The organism is Brevundimonas diminuta, assembly GCF_022654015.1.
GTDB classification, from domain to species: Bacteria; Pseudomonadota; Alphaproteobacteria; order Caulobacterales; family Caulobacteraceae; genus Brevundimonas; species Brevundimonas diminuta_C.
Map to the genome: position 1 here is coordinate 37,836 of NZ_CP073063.1, position 16,491 is coordinate 54,326.

General features: G+C 66.6%; 11 protein-coding genes. 6 read left to right on the top strand and 5 right to left on the bottom strand.

The genetic code is table 11. The annotated features are described in order from the left end of the window. The first annotated feature begins 27 nt into the window (after positions 1–27). Positions 28–1,701, top strand: a complete 1,674-nt coding sequence (locus KAK88_RS00175; protein ID WP_242077397.1) for an MFS transporter — start codon at positions 28–30, stop codon at positions 1,699–1,701. 69 nt (positions 1,702–1,770) lie between these two features. Continuing rightward, on the top strand, positions 1,771–5,157 hold the full coding sequence (locus KAK88_RS00180; RefSeq protein WP_242077398.1) for a hybrid sensor histidine kinase/response regulator: 3,387 nt from the start codon (positions 1,771–1,773) through the stop codon (positions 5,155–5,157). Between the two features lie 11 nt (positions 5,158–5,168). Here the strand turns inward: KAK88_RS00180 and KAK88_RS00185 are convergent, their stop codons facing one another. Then, positions 5,169–5,777, bottom strand: a complete 609-nt coding sequence (locus tag KAK88_RS00185; RefSeq protein WP_242077399.1) for a response regulator transcription factor — start codon at positions 5,775–5,777, stop codon at positions 5,169–5,171. A 161-nt stretch (positions 5,778–5,938) separates the two neighbouring features. On the opposite strand from KAK88_RS00185, the gene KAK88_RS00190 reads away from it, so the two are divergent. The 4 genes from KAK88_RS00190 to KAK88_RS00205 all read left to right on the top strand — a co-directional run bounded on the left by KAK88_RS00190 (position 5,939) and on the right by KAK88_RS00205 (position 10,928). Continuing rightward, positions 5,939–7,291, top strand: coding sequence for a DcaP family trimeric outer membrane transporter (locus KAK88_RS00190; protein ID WP_242077400.1), 1,353 nt, complete (start codon positions 5,939–5,941; stop codon positions 7,289–7,291). 4 nt (positions 7,292–7,295) lie between these two features. After that, positions 7,296–9,251 (top strand): acetate--CoA ligase, encoded by a 1,956-nt coding sequence (acs, locus tag KAK88_RS00195; RefSeq protein ID WP_242077401.1) that lies wholly within the window; start codon positions 7,296–7,298, stop codon positions 9,249–9,251. A gap of 68 nt (positions 9,252–9,319) precedes the next feature. Then, positions 9,320–10,315 (top strand): bile acid:sodium symporter family protein, encoded by a 996-nt coding sequence (locus KAK88_RS00200; protein WP_242077402.1) that lies wholly within the window; start codon positions 9,320–9,322, stop codon positions 10,313–10,315. Positions 10,316–10,505: 190 nt separating this feature from the next. Continuing rightward, complete coding sequence (locus KAK88_RS00205) at positions 10,506–10,928, top strand: hypothetical protein (RefSeq protein WP_242077403.1); 423 nt, start codon at positions 10,506–10,508, stop codon at positions 10,926–10,928. A gap of 79 nt (positions 10,929–11,007) precedes the next feature. On the opposite strand, the gene KAK88_RS00210 is transcribed toward KAK88_RS00205, so the two are convergent. From KAK88_RS00210 to KAK88_RS00225, 4 genes are all read right to left on the bottom strand, one after another. Beyond that, on the bottom strand, positions 11,008–11,919 hold the full coding sequence (locus tag KAK88_RS00210) for a hypothetical protein (protein ID WP_242077404.1): 912 nt from the start codon (positions 11,917–11,919) through the stop codon (positions 11,008–11,010). A 27-nt stretch (positions 11,920–11,946) separates the two neighbouring features. Next, the gene (locus KAK88_RS00215; protein WP_242077405.1) at positions 11,947–14,577 is read right to left on the bottom strand and encodes a hypothetical protein; all 2,631 of its coding nucleotides are present in this window, start codon (positions 14,575–14,577) and stop codon (positions 11,947–11,949) included. A 68-nt stretch (positions 14,578–14,645) separates the two neighbouring features. After that, on the bottom strand, positions 14,646–15,425 hold the full coding sequence (locus KAK88_RS00220; RefSeq protein WP_242077406.1) for a hypothetical protein: 780 nt from the start codon (positions 15,423–15,425) through the stop codon (positions 14,646–14,648). A 262-nt stretch (positions 15,426–15,687) separates the two neighbouring features. Then, entirely contained in the window at positions 15,688–16,455 is a 768-nt protein-coding gene (locus KAK88_RS00225) for a hypothetical protein (RefSeq protein ID WP_242077407.1), read from the bottom strand. Between the last annotated feature and the right edge of the window lie 36 nt (positions 16,456–16,491).

The window sequence follows — 16,491 nt, forward strand, 5'->3', positions numbered from 1 at the left end:
AAACGGCGACACGGGAGGAAATGGATCATGGCAACCGACGCACCCCTTGCGTCCGGAGGAGAGGAGCACACCGTCGATCGCAGCGATCGCCTGGTCATCCTCGCCTCATCGGTCGGCACCGTCATCGAGTGGTACGACTTCTATCTCTACGGCTCTCTGGCGGCGATCATCACCGTCCAGTTCTTCTCGGGCGTCAACGAAACCACCGGCTACATCTTCGCCCTGATGGCCTTCGCCGCCGGCTTTGCGGTGCGGCCCTTCGGCGCCATCGTCTTCGGGCGGCTGGGCGACCTGTGGGGACGCAAGAACACCTTCCTCGTCACCATGCTGCTGATGGGCCTGTCGACCTTCGTCGTCGGCCTGTTGCCGCCCTATGCGGTGATCGGCATCGCCGCGCCGATTATCCTGGTGCTGATGCGCCTGATCCAGGGCCTGGCTCTGGGGGGTGAATATGGCGGCGCCGCCACCTACGTCGCCGAGCACGCCCCGCAGGGCAAACGCGGCTACTATACCTCCTTCATCCAGATCACCGCGACCGCCGGCCTGGTGCTGAGCCTCGTGGTGATCCTGAGCGTTCGCTACACGCTGGGCGAGGAAGCCTTCGCCGCCTGGGGCTGGCGCATCCCGTTCCTGGTCTCGATCCTGCTCCTGGGCGTCTCCCTTTGGATACGCCTGAAGCTGGCCGAGAGCCCGTCGTTCAAGAAGATGAAGGCTGAGGGCAAGGGCTCCAAGACCCCGCTGAAGGACAGCTTCGGCAAATGGCCCAACCTGAAGCTGGTGCTGATCGCCCTTCTTGGCCTTACCGCCGGTCAGGCCGTCATCTGGTACACCGGTCAGTTCTACGCCCTGTTCTTCCTGGAACGGGTCATGAAGGTCGACGCCACCCTGGTCTATGTGCTGCTGACCATCGCGCTTCTCGCCGCCTCGCCCTTCTTCATCTTCTGGGGCTGGCTGTCGGACAAGGTGGGCAGAAAGCCGATCATCCTGGCCGGCTGCCTGATCGCGGCCCTGACGTATTTCCCGCTGTTCAACGCCCTGACCCAGGCCGCCAATCCGAAACTGGCCGCCGCCGCCGCCTCGGCGCCGGTCACGGTCTACGCCGATCCGGCAGACTGTAATCTGCAGTTCGATCCGGTGGGCAAGACGGTGTTCAACCACTCCTGCGACGTGGCCAAATCCTACCTGGCCAAGGCGGGCGTGACCTACACCAACGTCGCGGCGCCGGCGGGCACGGTCGCCGAGGTCCGCATCGGCGATCAGGTCGTCATCCCCAGCTTCCGGGGCGACGCCATGGCCCCGGCCGATTTCGCCGCCCAGAAGAAGACCTGGGACAAGAGCCTGGGCGAGGCCCTGACCGCCGCCGGTTATCCAGCCAAGGCCGACAGCGCCCTGGTCAACAAGCCGATGGTGGTGCTGATCCTGTTCATCCTCGGCTTCTATGTGACCATGGTCTACGGACCGATCGCGGCGGCCCTGGTCGAGATGTTCCCGACCAACATCCGCTACACCTCCATGTCCCTGCCCTACCACATCGGCAACGGCTGGTTCGGCGGCTTCCTGCCGACCACCGCCTTCGCCATCGTGGCGGCGACGGGCAATATCTACTCCGGCCTCTGGTACCCGATCGTGGTGGCCCTGGGGACGGTCGTTCTGGGCTTCCTGCTGGTCAAGGAAGGCAAGGACGTCGATCTGAACGCCTGATCCTGCTTTCAGGCGGAATGAAGGGCGGGTCGTCGCAGGACGGCCCGCCTTTCGCTTGTGAAACACCCCGTGCCCGGTTCAGATGCCCCGATGTTCAGCCTGACGATCCTCGGCCTGGTCGCCGCCTATATGGCGGTGCTGTTCGCCGTCGCCTGGTCTCAGGAACGGCCGTCCGCGCGCGCGCGCGGCAAGGGCTTGGGGCCGTCGGTCTACGCCCTGTCCTTGGCCATCTACTGCACCTCATGGACCTACTACGGCGCGGTCGGCACGGCGGCGCGCGACGGGTGGGAGTATCTGCCCATCTACATCGGCCCGGTGATCGGTCTGACGTTGCTGTTTCCGCTATGGCGCCGAATCGCCGCCGCCGCCCGGCGCGAGAACGTCGGCTCCATGGCCGATTTCGTGGCCTCGCGCTACGGCAAGAGCCAGACCCTGGGCGCGGCGGTCACCGTCGTCGCCATCCTGGGGTCGCTGCCCTATATCGCGCTGCAACTGAAGTCGCTGTCGATGGCCGGCGCACTGCTGACCGCCGGCACGCCGGTGGCGGGATCCGAGGGTCTGACGGTTCTGGTGCTGGCGGGCGTCCTGGCCTTTTTCGCCATCCTGTTCGGCGCGCGCCGTCCCGACCTGACCGAGCACAATCGCGGCCTGATCCAGGCGATCGGGCTGGAGTCGATGGTCAAGCTGGGCGCCCTGCTGTTCGTCGCCGTCTTCGCCCTGGTCCTGCTGCTGAACGAAGGATCGCCCCCGCGCATCATCGAAGGTCTGGGCGCCTTGGCCGCGCCGCCCGAGGTCACGCCGCGCTTCACCGCCATAACCCTGCTGTCGACCCTGGCCATCTTCTGCCTGCCGCGCCAGTTCCACGTCGCCTTCGTCGAAGGCGGTCAGCCGTCGGACGTGAAGCGGGCGCGCTGGATCTTTCCGCTCTATCTGCTGCTGACCAGTCTGGCGGTGCTGCCGCTGGTGGCGGCCGGCGCCCTGTTTGCGCCGTCGGTCAATCCGGACCTGCTGGTGCTGGCCCTGCCGTTCCAGCGGGGCGAGACCCTGCTGACGGCCGTGGTCTTCGTCGGAGGATTTTCCGCCGCCACCGCCATGGTCATCGTCGAGGCCGTCGCCCTGTCGGCCATGGTGTCCAACAGCCTGATCCTTCCCTTCCTGGCGCGCGAACGTTGGCGGGTGCGCGGCGACGCCTCGGACATGGCAGGCACCATCCTTCAGGTCCGGCGCGGGGCCATCGTCGCGGTCCTGCTGCTGGCCTGGCTCTACTATCAGGCGACGGACCAGTCGCGCGGCCTGGCGGCGATGGGGCTGGTGTCCTTCGCGGCGATGGCCCAGCTGGCGCCGGCCCTGTTCGGCGCGGTCCTTTGGCGGGGCGGCCATGCGCAAGGGGCGCTAGCGGGCATGACAGTCGGCATGGGCGTCTGGATCGTCATGCTGGCCATGCCCCAGCTGTCGCCCGGCGCGCCCTGGCACCTGCACGTCATGCTGGGGGTCGAGGATCCGCTGGCGCTCGGCGTCTTCGTCAGCCTGGCGCTGAACCTGGCGGCCTATGTCGGCGTGTCGCGTTTTGCTCAGCCGCGCCTGATCGACCGGGTTCAGGCCCGCGCCTTTGTCGATCGGCTGGGACCGGACTGGATGGAGGCCCGGCCCGCGCCGTCGGGCGCCTCGGTCGGCGATCTGCGCGCCCTGGTCGCCCGCTTCATCGGCGACGAACGGGCCGAGCGCGCCTTCACCGCCTGGGGCGATGAAACCGACACAAAGCTCCGCGACGCCGACCCGGCCGATGCGGCCTTGGCCCGCGCCGCCGAGCGGATGCTGGCGGGCGCCATCGGCGCGGCCTCTGCGCGTCGGGTTATCTCAGCGGCGCTGGCCGGCGTCGGGCGCGCGCCCGAGGACGTGGTGCGGATGCTGGACGAGGCGTCCCAGGCCGTCCAGTTCAACCGCGACCTGCTGCAGACCACGCTCGACAACATCGACCAGGGCGTGATCGTGGTGGATGAGGATCTGCGCGTCACCGCCTGGAACCGGCGCTACGTCGCCATGTTCGACCTGCCCGTCGGCTTCGTCCACGTCGGCCTGCCCATCGCGGTCATCTATCGCCTGAACGCCGAGCGCGGCGAAAGCCCCGACGACATCGAGGCCTGGGTCGAGCGGCGGCTGGAGGCGCTGAGCCGCCGAATCCCCCACGACCACGAACGCCAGCAGCCGGACGGCCGGGTGCTGCGCTCCTCCGGCGCGCCGATCCCCGGCGGCGGCTACGCCACCAGCTACACCGACATCACCGCCCTGCGCCAAGCCGCGCGCGAGCTGGAGGAGGCCAACGAACGGCTGGAGGCGCGCGTTGCGGACCGCACCGCCCGGCTGGACGAGGCCCGGCGCGTCGCCGAGGACGCCACGGCCTCCAAGACCCGGTTCCTGGCCGCCGCCAGCCACGACCTGCTGCAACCGCTGCACGCCGCCCGCCTGTTCATCGCCGCCTTGAAGGAGGAGCCGGCGCTGGAAGACGCGACCAGCCGCACCCTTGCCGTCAACGCGGACCGCGCCATCGACAGCGCCCACCGTCTGCTGACCGCCCTGCTGAACCTGTCCAAGCTGGAAGCCGGCGGGGTGCGGACCAATGTCGCGCGGTTGTCGCTGGGCGGCCTGTTCGACGAACTGCGCCGCGAGTTCGCGCCCGTGGCCGAGGCCAAGGGTCTGGACCTGACCGTGATGTCCAGCCGGCTGTGGGTCGCGTCCGACCGCGACCTCCTGCGCTCCATGCTGCAAAATCTGGTGGCGAACGCCATCCGCTATACGGACGCAGGCCGTGTGCTGGTCGGGGCGCGTCGGCGGGGCGAGACTGTGCAGTTGTTCGTCTGCGACACCGGACGCGGCATTCCCGACACCGACCACGAAACCGTCTTCGGCGAGTTCGTGCGTCTGCCGGGCGCCGTGGACGAGCCGGGCGCGGGCCTGGGCCTGGCCATCGTACGCCGCCTGTCCAGCCTGCTTGATCACCCGCTTGAGCTGAGTTCCCGTGTCGGGCGCGGCACGACCTTCCGGATCACCGTGCCGCGCAGCGCAGCCGACCTGCCCGCCGAGGCCACGCCGTTGCGCGAGGCGCGACTGCCACTGGCGGGCCTGCGCGTGCTGTGCGTGGACAATGAACCGGTGATCCTGGACGCGCTGAACGCCCTGCTCACCCGCTGGGGCGCGCGGCCGACGCTGGTCGCCAGCGTCGAGGCGGCCAAGGCGGCGATCGGCCCGTTCGACGCCGCCGTGGTCGATCTGCATCTGGGCGACGGGCCCGAAGGGTTCGCCGTTATCGACTGGCTGAGGCCCCAGGGCGTGCGCCGCATCGCCCTGGTCACCGCCGACACACGCGACGGGCTGAACGAACAGGCGACCGCTGCCGGCGCCGTCCTTCTGCCCAAGCCGATCAAGCCGGCGGCGCTGAAGGCCTTCCTGTCGAGCTAGGATTTGGCGCGTTAAGCCGGGTCCAGCGACTTGGCCAGGATCACCGCCTGAGTCCGGTTGTGAACGCCCAGCTTTCGAAACACGCTGGTCAGATGCGCCTTGATGGTTGCTTCAGAGACGCCGAGGTCGAAGGCGATCTGCTTGTTCAACCGCCCGGCTTTCAACCCTTCCAGGATGCGCAGTTGCGACGGCGTCAGGCTGGCCACCCGGCCGGCCAGATCGTCGTCGGCCTCGGGCACATCCGGCGCCCAGCTGTCGCCGGCCAGAATGGCGACGATCGCCTCGACCATCTGCGGCAGGGACGAAGACTTGGGAATGAAGCCGGCGGCGCCCAGACCCAGGGCGTGGCGCACAACGGGCGCATCCTCGCTGGCCGAGACCACCGCCACCGGCACAGTCGGCTGTTCGGCTCGCACGGCTGCGAGGCCCGCCATCCCCTCGCTGTCCGACAGCTTCAAATCAAGCAGCAACAGATCGACCGGTCCCGCGACCATCGCGGCCCGGGCCTCGGCCAGGCTGGCGCATTCCACCACCTCCGCGCCCGGCGCCGCCTTGTCGACGGCCGAGCGCAGGGCGGCGCGAAACAGGGGATGGTCGTCGGCGACGACGATGCGATCCATGGGCTTCCTTCCGTGCGCGGCGTCTGACCGGCCGCGTCGTCGCCATCATGGCGCGGTTCGACTTTGGTCGAAATTAGACCAATGGCCAATGGCTCCCCGAGGCCGGAGGCGGAAAGGTCGCCAAAGGGACGCCCGCGCCAGACGGGCGCGGGAGGTTCATCATGATCACGAAAAGCCTGATGGCGGGAGCCGCCGCCGTTGCGCTGATGGCGACACCCGGACTGGCCTCGGCCCAGGACCAGGCCGCGCTCGAGGCGCGCATCGCTCAGCTCGAAGCCCAGTTGAACGCCCTGAAGTCCGAGGTCGTCGCCGCGCGAACCCAGCAGGCGGCGCAACAGCAGGACATCATCCGCCTGGAGACTCGCCCCGCCGCGTCCGCCCCGGTCCAGCAGGCGTCGGCGCCGGCAGCGCCCGGCGAAGGGTTCCGCATCGGCGACCACACGGTCAAGTTCGGCGGTTTCGTCAAGGTGGACGCCTACGCCACCCGCTATTCCGGCGGCGATCCGGTCAATGGCGACGCACTGCGTGAGTTCCACATCCCCGGCTCCATCCCCATCGGCGGCGCCGATGAGGATACGGCGACCGACTTCAACGCCCGCCAGACCCGGTTCTGGCTGACCACCGACGGTATGGTCGGCGGCCACAAGATCGGCACGCGGATGGAGATGGACTTCCAGACCCTGCCCGGCGCCGGCGACCAGCGCACCACCAGTCCGGCCAACCCGGCCCTGCGTCGCGCCTTCATCACCATCGACAACTGGCTGATCGGCCAGGAGTGGACCAACTTCCAGAACACCGCCGTCCTGCCCGAATCCGCCGACTTCATCGGCGCGGCGGAGGGCACAGTCTTCGCCCGTCAGGTCCAGGTCCGCTACACCCGCGGCCCCTTCTCGGTCTCGGTCGAGAACCCCGAGACGACGGTGACCCCCTTCGGCGGCGGCGCGCGCATCGTCGCCGACGACAACAGCATCCCGGACTTCACCGCCCGCTATGCGGTGTCCAAGCCCTGGGGCGACTTCCAGTTCGCCGGCCTGCTGCGTCAGCTGAAATACCAGAACCCCGCGACGAACATCGATTCCACCGCGACCGGCTGGGGTCTGTCAGCCTCGACCAAGATCAAGGTCGGCGCCAAGGACGATCTGCGCCTGATGGTGACGGGCGGCGAGGGCATCGGCCGCTATGTCGGTCTGAACTTCTCCAATGACGCGGTGCTGAACGGCTCGGGCGATCTGGATGCGATCGGCGTGGTCGCCGGCTTCGCCGCCTATCGCCACGTCTGGGCGCCCGGCTGGCGTTCCAGCCTGATCTGGTCGGCGCAGAAGGTGGACAACGACCTGGCCTTCACGGGCCTGGCCGCCAACCGTTCGGCCCAGAGCTTCCACGCCAACTTGATCTGGTCGCCGGTTACGGCGTTTGATGTCGGGGCCGAGCTGATGTTCGCAGACCGCGAGATCGAAACCGGCGCCAGCGGCGACATGACCCGACTGATCCTGTTCGCCAAATACGGATTCTGATTTGATGCCGGAGACGTCTCGCGTGCCTGATCCCGCCCTCTATCCCGTCCCCGCCGACTGGGCCGAAAAGGCCCATATGGACCAGGAGGCGTATGAGGCGGCGCGGATCGCCGCGCGCGAAACGCCTGACGCCTTCTGGGCCGAACAGGCCAAACGTCTGGACTGGATCACCCCGCCGACCCGGATCAAGGATGTCTCCTTCAACAAGGAAGATTTCCGCATCCGCTGGTTCGAGGACGGCGTCCTGAATGTTGCCGCCAACTGCATCGACCGTCACCTGCCCCATCGCAAGGACGAGACGGCGATCATCTGGGAAGGCGACGATCCCGCCGACAGCCGCCACATCACCTTCGGCGAACTGCACGCCGAGGTGTGCCGTATGGCCAATGTGCTGAAGGCGCATGGGGCCAGGAAGGGCGACCGGATCACCCTGTATCTGCCCATGATCCCCGAGGCCGCCTACGCCATGCTGGCCTGTGCGCGGATCGGCGCGGTGCATTCGGTCGTCTTCGGCGGCTTCTCGCCCGACAGCCTGTGCGGCCGGATCGAGGACTGCGGCTCCAACCTGGTCATCACCGCCGACGAGGGCCTGCGCGGCGGCAAGCATATTCCGCTTAAGGCCAATGTCGACGAGGCCCTGACGAAGGTGAAGGTCGACACTGTCCTGGTCATTCGCCGCACCGGCGCGGACGTGCCGATGATCGAGGGTCGCGACTTCGATTACGGCCTGGAAGCCGCCAAGGTTGACGCCGACTGCCCGCCCGAGCCGATGAACGCCGAGGATCCGCTGTTCATCCTCTACACCTCCGGCTCGACGGGGAAGCCCAAGGGCGTGCTGCACACTACGGGCGGCTATCTGTTCTGGGCTGCCTGGACGCACGAGATCGTCTTCGACTATCGCCCCGGCGAGGTTTTCTGGTGCACCGCCGACGTGGGCTGGGTCACGGGCCACTCGTACATGGTCTATGGCCCCCTCGCGAATGCGGCGACGACCCTGATGTTCGAGGGCGTGCCCAACTATCCCGACGCCGGCCGCTTCTGGCAGGTGGTGGACAAGCACAAGGTCGAGATCTTCTACACCGCGCCCACGGCCCTGCGCGCCCTGATGCGCGAGGGCGACGGCCCGGTTAAGGCCGCCTCGCGCGCCTCGCTGCGGCTGCTCGGCACGGTGGGCGAGCCGATCAACCCCGAGGCGTGGCGCTGGTATCATGAAGTGGTCGGCGACGGCCGTTGCCCCATCGTGGACACCTGGTGGCAGACCGAGACGGGCGGCCATCTGATCACCCCGCTGCCCGGCGCCACCGATCTGAAGCCCGGATCGGCGACCCTGCCCCTGCCCGGCGTCGAGCTTCAGATCGTGGACGCCGAGGGCCAGCCGCTGGAGGGCGCCGTCTCCGGCAATCTGTGCATCACCGACAGCTGGCCGGGCCAGATGCGCACCGTCTATGGCGACGATCAGCGCTTCTTCGACACCTATTTCTCGACCTATCCGGGCCGCTACTTCACCGGCGATGGCTGCCGCCGGGACGAGGACGGCTACTATTGGATTACCGGCCGGGTGGACGACGTCATCAACGTCTCCGGCCACCGGATGGGCACGGCCGAGGTCGAGAGCGCGCTCGTTCTGCACGACGATGTCGCCGAGGCGGCGGTCGTCGGCTATCCGCACGACATCAAGGGCCAGGGCATCTACGCCTATGTCACCCTGAACAACGGGGTCGAGGCGACCGAGGATCTGAGAAAGGCCCTGGTCGCCCACGTCCGACACGAGATCGGCCCCATCGCCGCCCCCGACGTGATCCAGTGGGCGCCGGGCCTGCCCAAGACCCGATCCGGCAAGATCATGCGCCGCATCCTGCGCAAGATCGCAGAGAACGAGATCGGGTCGCTGGGCGACACCTCGACACTGGCCGATCCGTCGGTCGTGGACGATCTGGTCAAGAACCGCGCCGGGGCCTGAAGACGCGGGTTCAATGCGGGGGCTGATGCGCCTATCTGTGCGTCAGCCCGCCGCAGCCTGAGCCGTCCATGCCTCGTTTCCTATCTCGCCTGCCGATCGACGGCTATCTGCTGGCCCTGATCGGCATGGTGATCCTGGCGGCGCTATTCCCCGCCAGCGGACAGGCGGCCGTGGTCATGGATGGGGTGGTCAAGGCCGCCATCGCCCTGCTGTTCTTCCTGTACGGCGCGCGGATGTCGCCGGCGGCCATCGGCGCGGGCCTGCTGCACTGGCGGCTTCAGGGCACGGTCTTCCTGTCGACCTTCCTGCTGTTTCCGCTGCTGGGGCTTGGGTTGGTCTTTCTGATGCGGGGGTCGCTTCAGCCCGATCTGCTGACCGGGATGCTGTATCTGTGCCTGCTGCCGTCCACGGTGCAGTCGTCCATCGCCTTCACCTCCATCGCCGGCGGCAATGTCGCGGGCGCCCTGACCAGCGCCAGCCTGTCGAACCTGCTGGGCGTGGTTGTGACGCCGCTGCTGGTCGCCCTGCTGATCGGCGGCGCCAATGGCGGCATCCATCTGCAGTCCATTTTCGACATCGGCCTGCAGATCCTGGCCCCCTTCGCCGTGGGCCAGCTGTGCCGCCGCCTGCTGAAGGACTGGCTGGGCCGCCACGCCAAACTGACCGGCCTGGTGGACCGCGGCTCCATCCTGCTGATCGTCTATGCCGCCTTCAGCGAAGGCGTCGTCGCCGGCGTGTGGTCTCAGGTCGCGCCGCTGGATCTGGCCAAGGTCATCGGCCTGAACATCGCCCTGCTGGCCATCGTCCTGACCCTGACCCTTTTCGCCGGCCGCGCGCTGAAGTTCGACCGGCCCGACCGGATCGTCATCCTGTTCTGCGGCTCCAAGAAGAGCATGGCCACCGGCATCCCCATGGCCGGCATCCTTTTCGCCGGTCACGCCGTGCCCCTGATCGTCCTGCCGATCATGCTGTTCCACCAGATCCAGCTGTTCGCCTGCACGATCATCGCCCAGCGCTATTCAAGAGAGAATGAAGCGACCGCGGTCATCGAACAGACCGCATAAAGTCTGGCGGGGCGCGAGCTTAACCTGAGATCACGGCAGATCACTTTTCAGTATTCCCGTGCATATCATCATGCTTTCCGACGCATTAACGCCAGCGATCAAGGTTAAGCCGCATTAGGCGTATTCGCTCGCGTGACCTTAACGAGCGGCGATCTAGTGTTCCTCTGCAATGTGCAGATCGGAACCGCAGATGACCAAAGGTATCCTTCGCGCTCTCGCCGCCGCCACGCTCGGCCTCGGCCTGGTCGCCGCCGCCGCTCCCGCCTTCGCCGGGCCGACCGCAGGCGGCACCTATCGCCTTCGCGCCACCGTGCCTGTCGCCTGTTGGGTCAAGCCCACCTCGCCCGTCCTGGCGGCCGCCGGTCGCTCTGGAGAGGTGGTCGAGGCCTGCAACAGCCCCGGCGGCTTCACCGTCTCCGCCCAGTATCGCCCGTTGTCGCTGACCGAAAAGGCGGTGATGTTCTACGGCGACCGAACGTTCGATCTGGACAAGTCCGGCATGCAGACCCTGCGCCGCTCCAGCATCGCGACGATCCGTTCTGTGTCCTATCGGTTCGACGACGTCGAACTGGAACAGCCGCTGATCCTGGCCCTGACGATTCAGCCGATCTGATCGCCGACCATATCCATCCCAGTTGAAAAAGAGGCGGGGACGCGCGACGTCTCCGCCTCTTTTTGTTTGGCGCTGACGCTTATAGCGCGGCGACCGTGAAGGTCAGGATGTCGGAATAATCGCCGGCGCGCTTACCGGTCGTGCTGCCGACGCTGATCGTCAGCGGATAGTCGTCCAGTCGCGCGCGACGCGACACCACATCGACCCGACCGCCCCGCGACAGGTCCATGTCGCGATCGCCCAGAACCAGACCATAGGGCACATACCATTCGCTTGCGCCCTGACGCAGGCGGCCCTGGTTCTGCGACGCCACCGAGACGCTGTATCCGGCCGTGCTCAGAACATAGAGGGTCGTGCGCAGTTGCCGAACGCCTTGGGTCAGTTCCCCCAGGTCGATCGTCGGCGTGCCGCCGTTGCGACGAAACTCGCCCTTCAGACCCATGACGGCGGCCGACGGCACCTGGAGGCTGAGCGTGACAGGCTTTTCCGCCAGCGGTCGGCCGTCCGGGGTTTCCAGATTGATGAAGGCGTTCTGGGAATAGAGACCCGCCGACAGGGTTTCAGCCGGGGCGGCGGTGAAGGAGAAGCGCATCAGACCCCGCTCGCCGGCCGCCAGGTTCAGCGGCCGCACCCCGATGCGGCGCGCGCTCTGGCCCGCGCGCGGGGTGACATCCGCGCCGCCTCGCTCGTCGACCAGGGCGTAGGCCATACGCTGGGCGCCGGCTTCGTTGACCAGACCGAACTGCTCGCCGCGCAGTTCGACGCGGCTGACGGCGGTGCAGGGTCCGTCGCCCTGGTTCACCACGGCGACATCGAATTCCTGAACGGCTACGTCCTGATCAAACGGCTCGTAGCGCATCATCCATTGATCGGCACCGGATTCGATCACCAGCTGGCAACCCGGCGCGGCTTCGCTAGGCGCGGCCGCCATCAAGGTCGCGGTCGCAGCAGCAGCGGCCAGGAGCAGGGCGGATGTACGATTACGGGACATTTCAGCCTCCTCGGCTAAGTCTTGGGCTCAGGCTTCGGGCACGTCGAGCGGAACGGTAATGGTCTCGAGATCGAGCAGACCTTCGTTGTCCGCGGGAACGGTAAACTCGAACCCGAGCGCCGGCGTGGAGAACAGTTCGACGCGATAGCGCTTGCCCGGCTCCAGGTTCTGCACCGCAAACCGTCCAACCGAGTTGGTAAAGAACAGTTCGGGCTGTGCGTTCGCATCATCAAGGGGCGTCACACGACCCGAGATCAGCGACACCGGACGGCTTTGATTGCCGACCAGACGGCCCAGCGCGCTGACGAACTTGGCGCTGCCGACCTGGATGGCGTAGCCGCTCTTGTAGGTCGGACGGACTCGCGCGATGCCGTCTCCGATGTTGTAGCCCAAGGGCGCGTCGAGCACGTCATAACGCACCGACTGGTTCACATAGGCCGTCAGATTATTGGCCACGGCACCGCCCAGCAGGCCGCTGCGACCCGTGTAGCGACCGCCTTCGAAGCTGTCGCCGACGATGACGGGGTGATCGTCGATGCTCTTGTGCGGATAGACGATGGCGAAGCTGTCATAGATGTTGCGGCCCACCGCGACCTTGCCCCCGGTCGTCGAGATCGACGATCCGAAGCGCAGATTGGTGATCTGCTCTTGCGTGATATTCGAGAAGTCCCGCCCGAACGCTGTATGGCTCAGGCTGGCGTCGAAGCGGTTGCCGACATAATCGACCTGGCCCGAAACGGTCGCGGGACCATCGTCATAGGTGGAGGCCAGCGAATAGCCGAAGGAACCGACGCGGTTTTCGCTGGACTGTTGCGCGCGCACGCTGCCGCTGTTGCGGGCCGAGTTATAGCGACCTTCGACACGACGATCGTATCGCGGCTGCCAGATCAGGGCGAAGGTCGCCCCGAAGCCCCCGGACTGGAAGCCGCCGAAGCTGGCGCCGAAGTCGGAGTATTCCAGGCCGACCTGCGCGCTCCATTCCGGCGCGAACCGGTAGGTGGAGGTCGCGTTGATCGAATAGGAATCGTCGATCAGATCGCTGCGGCTCATCCGATAGGAAGCGCTGACGTTCGCCAGCCAGTCCTGCGAGAACTGATGCGAATAGCCGCCGGAGAATACCCACGACGTCGGGTTCTGGCCGGTCGGATTGCCGATGGAGGAGAAGTCTTCTGACGTGAAGTCGGCGACGACGGTCCAGCTATCGAAGGTCTCGCCCAGATCGACGACGTGATCGTAGCCCAGCGCAAAGGCGTAACCGACGCCGGGATCGCCGTTGCTGGCGGCGGCGTCCAGGCGAACGCGCGCGCCGTTGCGAAGGATCAACTGGCTCTGGCCCGACAAGGTCTGGGCGTCCTGTGAAGCCTGGAAGCCGATGCCCACAGCAGGTCGGTTCTCGAACGCCTTGCGCCAGAACCCGGTGAAGGCCAGTTCGCCTTCGGAATAGTCGGGCGATCCGAAGATGCCATTGTTGATCGCGCCGAAATAAGCCCCGTATTCGTAGTCGCCCGGTTCAAGCTCGATAGCGTCCAGATAGGCGCTGTAAGCGACGGTTTCGGCGCGGCCCGAGTCGTTCTGGATTTCCAGCTGGATGTCGTTGGAGCCGGTTTCCAGCGGCAGGTTGGTCAGGTCGTACTGGCCAGGATCAAGGCGAAACTCGCGCACGAAGACGCCGTTTCTCAGCACACGGATCGTCGAGGCTTCCTGAAGCACCAGTTGACGGCCGCCGGCCAGGACATTGTTGCGGAAAGAGTCGAAGCGTTGACGCTGACGCGACACGCCGACCCCGCCGAGCTGCGAGAAGCCCTGACGACCGCGGATTTCCGGTTCCAGATCGCCGAGATACCAGCGGCGATAGTCTTCGGGCTGATCGAAGACGAACCGGGCGTAGCGACGCTCGACATTGTATTCGCCGGTGAACAGATCCTCGCGGCCCTGAACGTCGGCTTCGAACACCAGGCGCTTATAGCGGATGGCGCCGTTCAGGAAGACGCTGGGTTTGCTAACATCGCCTGTCGATTCCCGACGCTGGATCGAGACGTTGCTGTTCAGATAAGCGCTGAAGGGTTCGGGCGGCAGGCCCGGCGTTTCCGGCTTACCGCCGCGAAACAGCGACTCGACCGTGCGCTTGGTCGGATCGATGCGCAGGACCAAAACGGCCAGCTGTTCCGGGTCATAGTCCAGCTGAATGCCGGTGTCGTTGATCTCTTCGGGCGCAAACGACGTGACGCCTTGCAGCCGCGTCGCGAGCTCGGTCTGGGCTTCAGGGGTCAGCAGCGGATCGATCAGCGTCTTGAAGCCCGCCGTATCGACGATGAAGCGGTCGTCGCGCGTCAAGACGACCGGGAGTTCACCCAGCACGCGGCTGTTGAAGTTCAGCGGCACCGTCATCGGGATGTCGCGATCGTAGGGGTTGATGTCGCGACGTTCGCGCGGCGCTGCAGGCGCAGATGCAGTCGGCGGCGTTTGCTCGACCGGAGCCGGCGTCTCAGGCGCAGCCCCGGCCATCGTTGGGGCGGGCGCGGGCGAGGCCGCCGCCTGCATGGCTTGAGCGCCAGAGGCGGCGGCTTCGCCGGCCGCCAGACTGGCTCGATTCAGAGCCGCCGTGGCCTCCTGCGCCGCCTGTTGGTAAGCCGCGCTGGCTGCCCTGACGGCGGCCAAGGCCGATGATTCCGGAACGCACGCCAGCCCCCAGGCCAGTGCAAGAACCGAGACGCCCCCCAGCGCTCTCATCGTCCGAACTTCAACGTGACGGGCTTGGCGGGATCCAGCGCCGTGCCGGTGGGCAGTTTGAAGGTTCTCTTGCCGCCGCCGGGCGCCAGATAACCGACGCCGACGGTCTTGGAGATTTCACCGCTGTCATACTCCCGGCGGAAGGGCTGGCCGGCGGTATCCGTGCCTTCCACGATCCAGGTGGCGCCGCTCATCAGGGCGTAGCGCTTGCCGGTGTTGGACACGACGATCTCAATACCGGGTTCCGCGGGCGGCGGAGGGGCGGCCTGGCCGTTGGTGAGGGTGGGATCGATCTCGGGCGCCGGCGGGCTGACCAGGGCGGGCGTCACCGAGACGACCTCGACCTTCGGCTCGGCGCCGGGCGGCGCCACGACGATCAGCGCCTTCATCGTATAGAGAACCTGGACCGACACCGCGCCGCCGCTTTCGGGCGTGGCGGTAGGATCGGTAGCGACCGGCAACTGGCGGACCCAAAGGTAGTAGGCGTGGGACGTATCGATCTTGGGATCGCCGACCCATTGGACCCGAACCACCTGACGACCATTGACGGGCACCAGCCCTTGGGGCGGGAAGACCAGGAAGTCGTCGTCGGCGTCCGTCTCGGTCACATTGCCGTTGGCGTCGATATCCATGCGCGTGATGCGCGTCTCGAACGGCAAGGCGACGGATCCGACATTGCCGACCTCGATCCGGGCGGCCGATCCGGCGCCGGTCGTGGTCAGTTCAGACACCATCGGCGACACGCGCATGGCCCATGCCGCGCCGGCGACAGCCATGATCACGAGCGCAACCGCAAACACGCCTATCGCCAAGGCGACAGACCGGCCCCTGCGAACGCTGAACAATGAAGACATTGTGTTACTTCCCCCGAAGACCGATCTGACGCCGGCTTGAGATTCCCGTCGCGAGCCGCCGCGCCCAGGCTGCTGCAAGCGTCGCGCCAGCTTCATTTAAGCATGGCGTAACAATGGTGACTGAAACGCAAACAGGGGGGACATGCAGACCCCCCTGTCGCCTTTTCTCAAATCGTCCTGAAGATCAGAAGGCTTGGATGTTGACGGTCAGCTGGCCTTCATAGGCGCCGGCGAGCAGCGACTTGGACGGAACGGGGATGTTCACGTTCAGGGCCATGGCCGACTTCCAGGCGCCGTGGCTGGCGCTGGTGGAGTTGGCGTTGGCGGCCAGGTTGATGTAGTTGCCGTTGGTCGCGGCGGCCGTGGAGCCGACGGCGCCGGCGGTGTAGGTGCCGGTGACCGAATAAGGCAGGCTGGCCTGGAAGACGTTGGAGTCGTAACCGGCGCCCGAGTTGTTCACCAGGCCGCGGATGTCGTTCTTGGACACGGTGACGGTGTTCGAGGTGTTGCAGCCGGCCAGGTTGGTATCGATGGTGACGTTGGCCGGAGCGGTCATGTCAAAGGCATTGGCCGGGCCGGTGTCGTCCGAGGCGTAAATGCCGATGGTGCCGAAGTCGATCGTGGTCGAGGCGTTGCCGGTGTAGTAGGCGCAGTCCGTCGACACAGCACCCTTCAGGGTGAAGGTCGCGCCGTCAGCGTTCGACGCCGTGCCGTTGTTCGCAGCCGAACTGCCCGTGGCGGTGAACACCGAGATGTTGCTGTCCTGTCCGCCCAGACCGTTAGTGTTGACGAAGTTGATGAAGTTCATGTCGGTCGTGCCGCCGGGGGCAAAGGCGCCGTAGTTGCCCTTGGAGAAGCTGCCGATGGCCGAGCCTTGGTTGATGGTGCCCGCTTGTGCGGTCGAGACGAGGGCCAGCGCGGCGACGCCGGCGAGCAGAGCTTGAAGCTTCATGATCATGTTTCCTGGATGAAGGGGGATGACGACGGC